Raw genomic sequence first — 7,222 nt, 5'->3', positions numbered from 1 at the left:
GAGCAGACCTCGATCGTGGGGGTGGAGGTCGACCGCGCCGAGCTCGTCGCGCGGCTCGACCGCCGGGTCGAGCAGATGTGGCACGCGGGGTTGCTCGACGAGGTCGCCGCCCTCCGCGACCGTGGCTTGGAGAGCGGCGTGACCGCGAGCCGCGCGATCGGCTACGCGCAGGCGCTCGCCCAGCTGCGTGGCGAGCTCAGCCGCGACGACGCCGTAGCCCAGACACAAGCGCTCACCCGCCGGTATGCGCGGCGTCAGGTCTCGTGGTTCCGCCGCTATCCGCGGCTCGCATGGGTTGCCCTCGACGCAAGCGCAGATGCGCTGGCAGACTCGATGGTGTGACTGTCAGCATCCGCCGCTTCGACGTGGCCGACACCGACGCCGTCGTCCTGCTCTGGCAGGAGGTGGGGCTGACGAGGCCGTGGAACAATCCGTACCAGGACATCAGTCGCAAGCTCACTGTCCAGCCCGAACTGTTCCTCGTCGCAGCCGACGAGTCCGGTGTCGTGGGGTCGGTCATGGCCGGCTACGACGGACACCGCGGCTGGCTGTACTACCTCGCGACCTCCCCGGCGCGGCGGGGTGAGGGCATCGCGCGACGCCTTGTCGAGCGTGCCGAGGAGCTGCTGATCGAGCTGGGGTGCCCCAAGGTGCAGCTCATGGTCCGCCCCGAGAACCTCGAGGTCCATGACTTCTACTCGGCCCTCGGGTTCGAGCCCTTCGACACCTGGACGACCGGCAAGCGCCTCATCGCAGACTGAGGCGTCGGCTGCCGCGGACACAGAGCGGCCCCCTGCGCAGCGGGTGGCTGCGCAGGGGGCCGCTCGGATCGCTCGGCGCGCGCGGGGCATCGCAGCATACCGGGCGGATCGGTGTCCTACTCGATGGTGAGGGTGTCACCCTCGACGAGCACGGGGACCACGGTCCCGGGATTGCTCACGTTGATCGAGCCGGGCAGGTGGGGCTCGGTCGCGCCGTCGAACACGACGGAGATGTGTCCGAGGTTGGCGAGGTTGCGACCGGCGACGTCTCCGACAGCGGTGATCGGGTAGCGGGTCTCGTTGATCACGAGGTCCTGCCCCGGTGCGATGACGCCTTCGACCGGTGCGAGCGTGATGAAGTAGCAGTACTCCTTCAGCATGTCCGGAGCATCCTCGCCGAACAGCACCAGCATGTTCATCTCGGCGAAAGACGCCGCCTCGGGCCCGGATCCCATCACACGGGTTTCGTAGATCGCCGACATGGCGTTCCTCCTCTTGGTTGGTTGATGATTCGATGTCGTAGCAGGTGGGGCTTACGACGAGTACAGCCCGATGCTCGCGAGCCACGCGACGGCGACGCGAGGCAGACCGTTGGCGAAGCGCGAGTACAGCACGGAGGGGACGCCGACCTGCACGGTCTCGGCTTCGGCCTCGGCAAGGCCGAGCCCGACCGGGATGAAGTCGCACGCGTTCTGCGTGTTGATCGCGAACAGGGCCGGCAGCGCCATCGACGGGGGGATGTTGCCCTTGCCGATTTCGACGCCGATGAGGCTACCGATGATCGAGCCGATCACGCCGCCCGGGCCGAGCAGGGGCGACAGGAACGGCAGCGAGCAGATGAAGCCCAGCGCCATGAGGCCCCAGATGCTGCCTGCCAGCGGCGCCAGCAGCGACGAGAACCAGGCGCCGAAGCCGGAGGCGTTGATGAGGCCGATCAGCATCGCCACGAACGCCATGAACGGGATGACGGTCGTGAGCATGGTCTGCACGGCGTCGCGGCCGGCCTGGAAGAAAATGCTCACGACGCGTCCGGCACCGAGGCCGATCGTCTCGAGCAGCGACTTCTTGCGCTTCGCGGCGATCTGCTCGGAGATCTTCTTGTCGGTCGACCACTGCCCACCGCCGAGCGCGCTCGGCTCCGGGCTGGCTGTCGCGGTGGCCTCTGCTGCCGGCGCCTCCACCGCGGCGCCGACCAGGGCGGCGTCGTCGGCGAGCGTGACCTGCGCGGGACCCACCGAGGAGACGTAGATGTCCTCGGTGATGTACTTCGCGAGGGGCCCGGCCTTGCCGGTGGACATGATGTTGACGGTCGGGATGCCCGCCTTCGGGTAGAGGCCGCACCGCAGGGTGCCGCCGCAGTCGATGACGGCGACGAACACCTCCTCGTCGGGGATGCGCGTCTCGAAGCCGTTGACGGCCTCGGCGCCGGTCAGCTCCGCGATGCGGTCGACGACGTCGGGCTTCATGCCGCCGCCGACGACGTAGAGGATCTTGTTGCGCGCAGCCGTGGGAGTGATGGTCAGCGGGCCGCCGAAGCCGCCGTTGCCGCGCTCGATCTTGATGGAGTGATATTCGGTCATTGTCCTGGATTCCTCTATGCGTGGACTGACGGTGTCTTGCTGAGCGTGACGCCCTGCTGCTTGCTGACCCATGCGGTCGTGAGGTCGGTGAACCAGCCGCCGAGGAAGTTCATGACCAGGCCCACGAGCAGGTAGCGGACGGCGAGGTCGCCCAGGGGGAGACCGAGAGTGGTGATGCCGCTCGCGACGCCCAGCCAGATGAAGAGCTCGCCGGGGTTGATGTGGGGGAAGACGCCGTTGCTGGTGTGGCAGAACTGCGCCGCCGAGGCGAAGTAGCTCGGCTTGTACCGCTCGGGCAGGAACCGTCCGAGCGAGTGCACCATCGGGTTTGCCAGCATGAAGGCGCCGAGGAACGGCAGCAGCAGGTAGCGCGAGACCGGGTTGCCGGCGGCCTTTCGTGCGAACCCGTTGACGCGGTCCTCGCCGATGAGCTGGATGAGGGAGTTCATCGCGACGAGCAGCATCAGCACGAGGGGGACGATGCTCCCCATCCAGCTGATGAACGTGTCGGCACCGGCTTGGAAGAGCCCGATGAACCATTCTGCGGCGTTGACAAGGATGTCCATGTCAGTGCTCCTTTCTTGCGCGGTCGGTCTTGGTCCGCGACATCTTGTTGAGAATGCGCGCGAACGGCCCGGGCGGGTCCTGGGGGGTCTGCCCTGCGGTGTGGAGCGCATAGTTGCGGTCGGCGTTGGCGACGGCCAGACGCACGGCCCGGGGAAGCCGGGGTTGCCCGGCAAGGGTGCTGCCGAGCTCGCCGGCACGTGTCCCGTCGAAGGTCGTCAGCGCGCGGAATCGGCTGAATACCGTGACGCCGCTGAGGCGTGTGCCTTCGCGGATGGCGTCGTTCTCGTCCAGGCGGAACATGACGATCGCGCCCCACGAGAACAGACTCTGGTGCTTTCCGATCACCACCCGGCCCTGAGAGCGAAGACGCGAGAAGGTGCGGGAGAAGTTGTGCATCTGCCGCAACGACAGCGCCATGTTCACGATGTAGAACGCTGCGAACAGCAGCAGAAGATGCCAGGGGGTCATAGCTTTCCTTTCACGAAATGGAGGAGGTAGTCGTGGAACGAGTGGGATGTGCTGATCTCGTCGAGCAACTCCTCGGCGGCGGCGAGTCGGATGATCTCGTCGTAGAACTCGGCGAGCAGTTCGTCGAAGCCGTCGAACTGCTCGGGAAGCAGCAGCATGAGCACGAGCCGCACGCCCGGCTCCCCGGGGCGGCGAGCGCAGACGCCGACCGCGAAGGTGACGTCCTGGATCGTCGGATCGCTCACGTGGGGAAAACCCAGCCCGCTGCTCATCAGGGTGGACCGCGCTGCCTGCCGAGCCTCGATCCGTTCGCGCACGCTCTCATCGATGTGGCCGCCGACCACCATCGCGTCGAGCATCTCGGCGAGGGCCGCGTCGTAGTCCGCGGTCGGTGTGAGCACGAAGAACAGGTCGGGGGTCGCCAGGCCCGCAACGAGGTAGTCGAGTCCGGTCAGCTGGGCGCCCCAGCGGGCGTGCGCTCGTGCACGGCGTACCCAGTTGATGAACTCCTGCTGGTCGAAGTCCTCACGCAGGAACAGCACCGGCAGCTCGGTCTGCAGCTGCGTGCCCGGGGGAGCGATCACGACGTCGAAGTCGGCGAGCTGCTCCTCGCCCGCTGGGGGAGTGACGATGCTCAGCTCCACGTCGCTGGGAAGCAACGCGCTCAGCCGCACCTGCAGGAGCCGCACCGAGGCGACGCCCGACGTCGCGACGAGCGCGACCCGCACGTGCGCGCCGTGACGGCGCTGCTCGTCGAGGAACACCTGGAAGTGGGCGGCGATGAAGTCGAGTTCCTCGTCGCGGATGTCGCCGCCGAACTCGTCCTCGATGACGCCTTTCGCGATCGTGGCCATGCGGAAGGCGACGGGGTACGCATCGCGCATCCCCCAGATGCCGGTCCCCAGCGTGACCCGGTAGCGCATGCGGTTGAGGAGGAACGCGATGTGGCGGATGAACGGCTCCAGCGGGCTCAGGTCCTCGGGCTCGAGGGCCAGGGCGAACCCCATCTCCTCCCGGATCTGCGCGATGACGCGGTGCGCGAGCAGATCGTTGTCGATCGACGACGCGGTCACGGCGGACGCCTGGTCGTGCAGGGGAGAGCGGACGGATGCCACGGGCAGCGCGAGGAACAGGGCTTCGGCGTCGGGAACGTCCGCGGGGAGGTGCGACCGAGAGGCATCCAGCAGCTCCTCCCCGCAACGGTGCGCGAGCGACCCGGCGAGCGCATCGTGCACATCCGGCAGCGCGGTCAAGACGTGACCACTGCGGGCGCGATCGACCATGACGGTGTGCCACCTCGCGAGTTGGCGCATCGCCGTCGGGTCGAGGTTGTGCCGCTGCGCGACCTGCTCGATGGCCTCGCGCTGCCACGTCGGCAGCCGGCCGGCGAACAGGTGCTCGAAGTACGTGCCCAGCAGCGCTTGGCGGATGGCGAACTCTTCGCCCTCCACCCAGTAACCGACGTGGGTGCGCGCCTTCACCTCGACACCGAAGCCGCTCAGCGTCTCACGCAGCTTGGTCAGATCCGCCGCTGCGGTGGACCGCCCGACGCGCAGGTCTTCGGCCAGAGTCTCCAGTGCCTGGGGGCGGTCGGCCATCAGGAGCGTCTCCAGCAGGTAGCTCTGACGCGCCATCGTGTCGTTGAACGACTGCCGGGAGCGCTCGGTCGTGCGGGTGCGCTCCCGGTAGCCGACGGGGTCGAGGACGACCAAGCGGTAACGGGCGTGTTCATCGAGAGCGATCTGGGCCATCGGCGAGAGGTCCGCATTGAGGGCCTTGATGTCGTTCTCGATGGAGCGCGCACTGACCTGCTCCATCCGCGCGAGATCGTCGCGCGATACCGCGAGCGCCGTGGCGAGGTGCTCGAGGATCCTCTCCGATCTGTTCACGTGACGTCCTTGTCGAGTAGCGGGGATAGGCGAGCGTCGGCGTCAGCCGCGCGACTTGCCGCCCGTGACCGCGTAGGTGGTGCCGGTGATGTACGACGCACGGTCCGACAGCAGGTACACGACCAGGTCGGCGACCTCGGAGTGCTTGCTGGGGCGTCCGAGCGGGATGACCTTCTTGTAGTCGGTGTTCAGCTTGTCGGGGGTGGTACCGCGCGTGTAGGCGAGCGCCTCGTTGTATGCGGGCGACGTGAGGCCGGTCGGTTCGTTGATACCCGGCGCGACGCCGACGACGCGCAGACCCAGGGGCGACAGCTCCTTGCCCCACGAGCGGGTGAAGCCGTTGAGGGCGCCCTTGGTCGCCGAGTACGCGCTCTGGCCCTGCGATCCCTCGAGGCCGGCCTCGCTGGTGACGTTGATGATGACGCCGCTACCGGCGGCGATCATGCGGCGGGCCGCGGCTTGGGCTGCGAAGAATGCGCCCTTCACGTTGACGTCGAACATGAGGTCGAACGACTTCTCGCTGAGCTCGTACTCCGGGTGCGCGCCGACGACGTCGACGAGCAGGCGCGGCAGGTTGATGCCGGCGTTGTTGACGAGCCCGTCGATGCGGCCGAAGCGCTCCTCGATCGCCGCGAACGCGGCCTCGATCTCATCGGCCTTCGTGATATCGGCCCGAACGCGCGCGTCGGCGGCATCTGCCAGCTGTGTGTCGACGGCGACATCGATCACGACCGCCGTCGCGCCCGCTTCGCGAAGCCCCGCGACGATCGCCGCTCCGATGCCCGATCCGCCGCCGGTGACTGCGACGACCTTCGAGTCCATGTTGATCCAAGATTCCGACATTGAGAATCACGCCTTTCACGTTGTTGTGACGGTTGTCAGCGTATGGCGCGGTACGTGCGCGCGCCCGTCCGTATGCACCGGGCTTTTTCGGTCGCCGCGAAGCGGCTGCGACTATTGCCCGCCGCCTAGACTGGGCTGATGCCGACGATCGCGTTCACCAAAGGCCACGGCACCGGCAACGACTTCGTGATCGTGCCCGACGATGACGGAGCGCTCGATCTGAGCGACGATCAGGTCGCCGTCCTGTGCGACCGTCGGTTCGGGATCGGTGGCGACGGCATCCTGCGCGTCGTGCGTTCTCGGGGTCTCCCGGGAGGTGAGGCGACGCCGGACGCCGAGTGGTTCATGGACTACCGGAACGCGGATGGTTCCGCGGCGGAGATGTGCGGCAACGGCATCCGTGTGTTCGCGAAGTACCTCGTCGAGACGGGCCGGGCCGGCATCGATGATGCGCCGCTGCGGGTCGGAACGCGCGTCGGCACGAAGACCCTGACGCGCAGCGACGCCGGTTTCGAGGTCGATCTCGGCAGGTTCGTGGTGGATGCCGACGAGGTCGTCGTCCGGGCGCGGGGCCTCGACGTGCCACGGCCCGGACAGAGCGTCGACGTCGGAAACCCCCACGTCGTCGTCGCGCTGTCGAGCAGGGCGGAACTCGACGGGCTCGATCTGACTGTGCAGCCCCGGCTGCATCCGACACCTGCGGCGGGCGCCAACATCGAGTTCGTGGTTCCTGCGGACCCGCTCGTGCAGGCGGGCGTCGGTGTGATCCGCATGCGCGTGTTCGAGCGCGGCGTGGGTGAGACTCTGTCGTGCGGTACCGGGGTCGCCGCTTCCGCCCTCGCCGTGCGCTACTGGGCCGGCTCGGGCGCCCCCGACACCTGGCGGGTCGAAGTGCCCGGAGGCACGCTCGGCGTACGCGTCGTGCCCACCGCCGACGGGGAGCATGTGCTTCTCTCGGGGCCTGCGACCCTCGTCTTCTCGGGCCAGATCGCGCTCGCCTGAGCCCCGGCCCCGGCCTCGCTCCCGGTCCCGGCTTCGGCCCGCTTCGGCCCGCTTCGGCCCGCGAGACCGCCGCTGCGGGTCGAGACCCGTGTTCACACACGGGGTCTCGACC

General features: G+C 68.1%; 8 protein-coding genes and 1 pseudogene. 3 read left to right on the top strand and 6 right to left on the bottom strand.

The features are described from left to right. Both WBP48_RS05975 and WBP48_RS05970 read left to right on the top strand, forming a co-directional pair. Positions 1–342: pseudogene (locus WBP48_RS05975) on the top strand (tRNA (adenosine(37)-N6)-dimethylallyltransferase MiaA); the annotation flags it as partial. Continuing rightward, positions 339–761 carry a GNAT family acetyltransferase gene (locus WBP48_RS05970; RefSeq protein WP_424437544.1) on the top strand — a complete coding sequence of 141 codons (423 nt, stop codon included), beginning with the start codon at positions 339–341 and terminating at the stop codon, positions 759–761. The pseudogene WBP48_RS05975 and the gene WBP48_RS05970, both read left to right, overlap by 4 nt. Positions 762–877: 116 nt before the next feature. On the opposite strand, the gene WBP48_RS05965 is transcribed toward WBP48_RS05970, so the two are convergent. Genes WBP48_RS05965 through WBP48_RS05940 form a run of 6 tightly spaced genes read right to left on the bottom strand, consistent with a single transcriptional unit; the run spans position 878 to position 6,108 of the window. Then, positions 878–1,243, bottom strand: coding sequence for a PTS glucitol/sorbitol transporter subunit IIA (locus WBP48_RS05965; protein ID WP_424437541.1), 366 nt, complete (start codon positions 1,241–1,243; stop codon positions 878–880). Positions 1,244–1,294: 51 nt separating this feature from the next. Next, entirely contained in the window at positions 1,295–2,341 is a 1,047-nt protein-coding gene (srlE, locus tag WBP48_RS05960; protein WP_424437538.1) for a PTS glucitol/sorbitol transporter subunit IIB, read from the bottom strand. A gap of 14 nt (positions 2,342–2,355) precedes the next feature. Beyond that, the gene (gene srlA / locus WBP48_RS05955; protein WP_424437535.1) at positions 2,356–2,907 is read right to left on the bottom strand and encodes a PTS glucitol/sorbitol transporter subunit IIC; all 552 of its coding nucleotides are present in this window, start codon (positions 2,905–2,907) and stop codon (positions 2,356–2,358) included. A gap of 1 nt (position 2,908) precedes the next feature. Then, positions 2,909–3,376, bottom strand: a complete 468-nt coding sequence (locus WBP48_RS05950; protein WP_424437532.1) for a transcriptional regulator GutM — start codon at positions 3,374–3,376, stop codon at positions 2,909–2,911. Further along, positions 3,373–5,265, bottom strand: coding sequence for a BglG family transcription antiterminator (locus tag WBP48_RS05945; protein WP_424437529.1), 1,893 nt, complete (start codon positions 5,263–5,265; stop codon positions 3,373–3,375). Before WBP48_RS05945 ends, WBP48_RS05950 begins: the two co-directional genes overlap by 4 nt. 42 nt (positions 5,266–5,307) lie before the next feature. After that, positions 5,308–6,108, bottom strand: a complete 801-nt coding sequence (locus tag WBP48_RS05940; protein WP_424437526.1) for a sorbitol-6-phosphate dehydrogenase subunit — start codon at positions 6,106–6,108, stop codon at positions 5,308–5,310. Between the two features lie 138 nt (positions 6,109–6,246). Between WBP48_RS05940 and dapF the strand changes: the two genes are divergently transcribed. After that, positions 6,247–7,110, top strand: a complete 864-nt coding sequence (gene dapF / locus WBP48_RS05935) for a diaminopimelate epimerase (RefSeq protein WP_424437523.1) — start codon at positions 6,247–6,249, stop codon at positions 7,108–7,110. Positions 7,111–7,222 lie beyond the last annotated feature (112 nt).

Origin of the sequence: Microbacterium sp., from assembly GCF_049661145.1 — a bacterium.
In the GTDB taxonomy this organism is placed as follows: Bacteria; Actinomycetota; Actinomycetes; order Actinomycetales; family Microbacteriaceae; genus Microbacterium.
Note: the sequence above shows the minus strand (reverse complement) of the source record. Positions and strands in the feature narration are given on the sequence as shown.

Excerpts from the sequence above, each read along its gene's own strand:
- WBP48_RS05950 (WP_424437532.1), bottom strand. The coding sequence starts at position 3,376 with ATGACCCCCTGGCATCTTCTGCTGCTGTTCGCAGCGTTCTACATCGTG.
- WBP48_RS05940 (WP_424437526.1), bottom strand. The coding sequence starts at position 6,108 with ATGTCGGAATCTTGGATCAACATGGACTCGAAGGTCGTCGCAGTCACC.
- srlE (WP_424437538.1), bottom strand. The coding sequence starts at position 2,341 with ATGACCGAATATCACTCCATCAAGATCGAGCGCGGCAACGGCGGCTTC.
- dapF (WP_424437523.1), top strand. The coding sequence starts at position 6,247 with ATGCCGACGATCGCGTTCACCAAAGGCCACGGCACCGGCAACGACTTC.
- WBP48_RS05965 (WP_424437541.1), bottom strand. The coding sequence starts at position 1,243 with ATGTCGGCGATCTACGAAACCCGTGTGATGGGATCCGGGCCCGAGGCG.
- srlA (WP_424437535.1), bottom strand. The coding sequence starts at position 2,907 with ATGGACATCCTTGTCAACGCCGCAGAATGGTTCATCGGGCTCTTCCAA.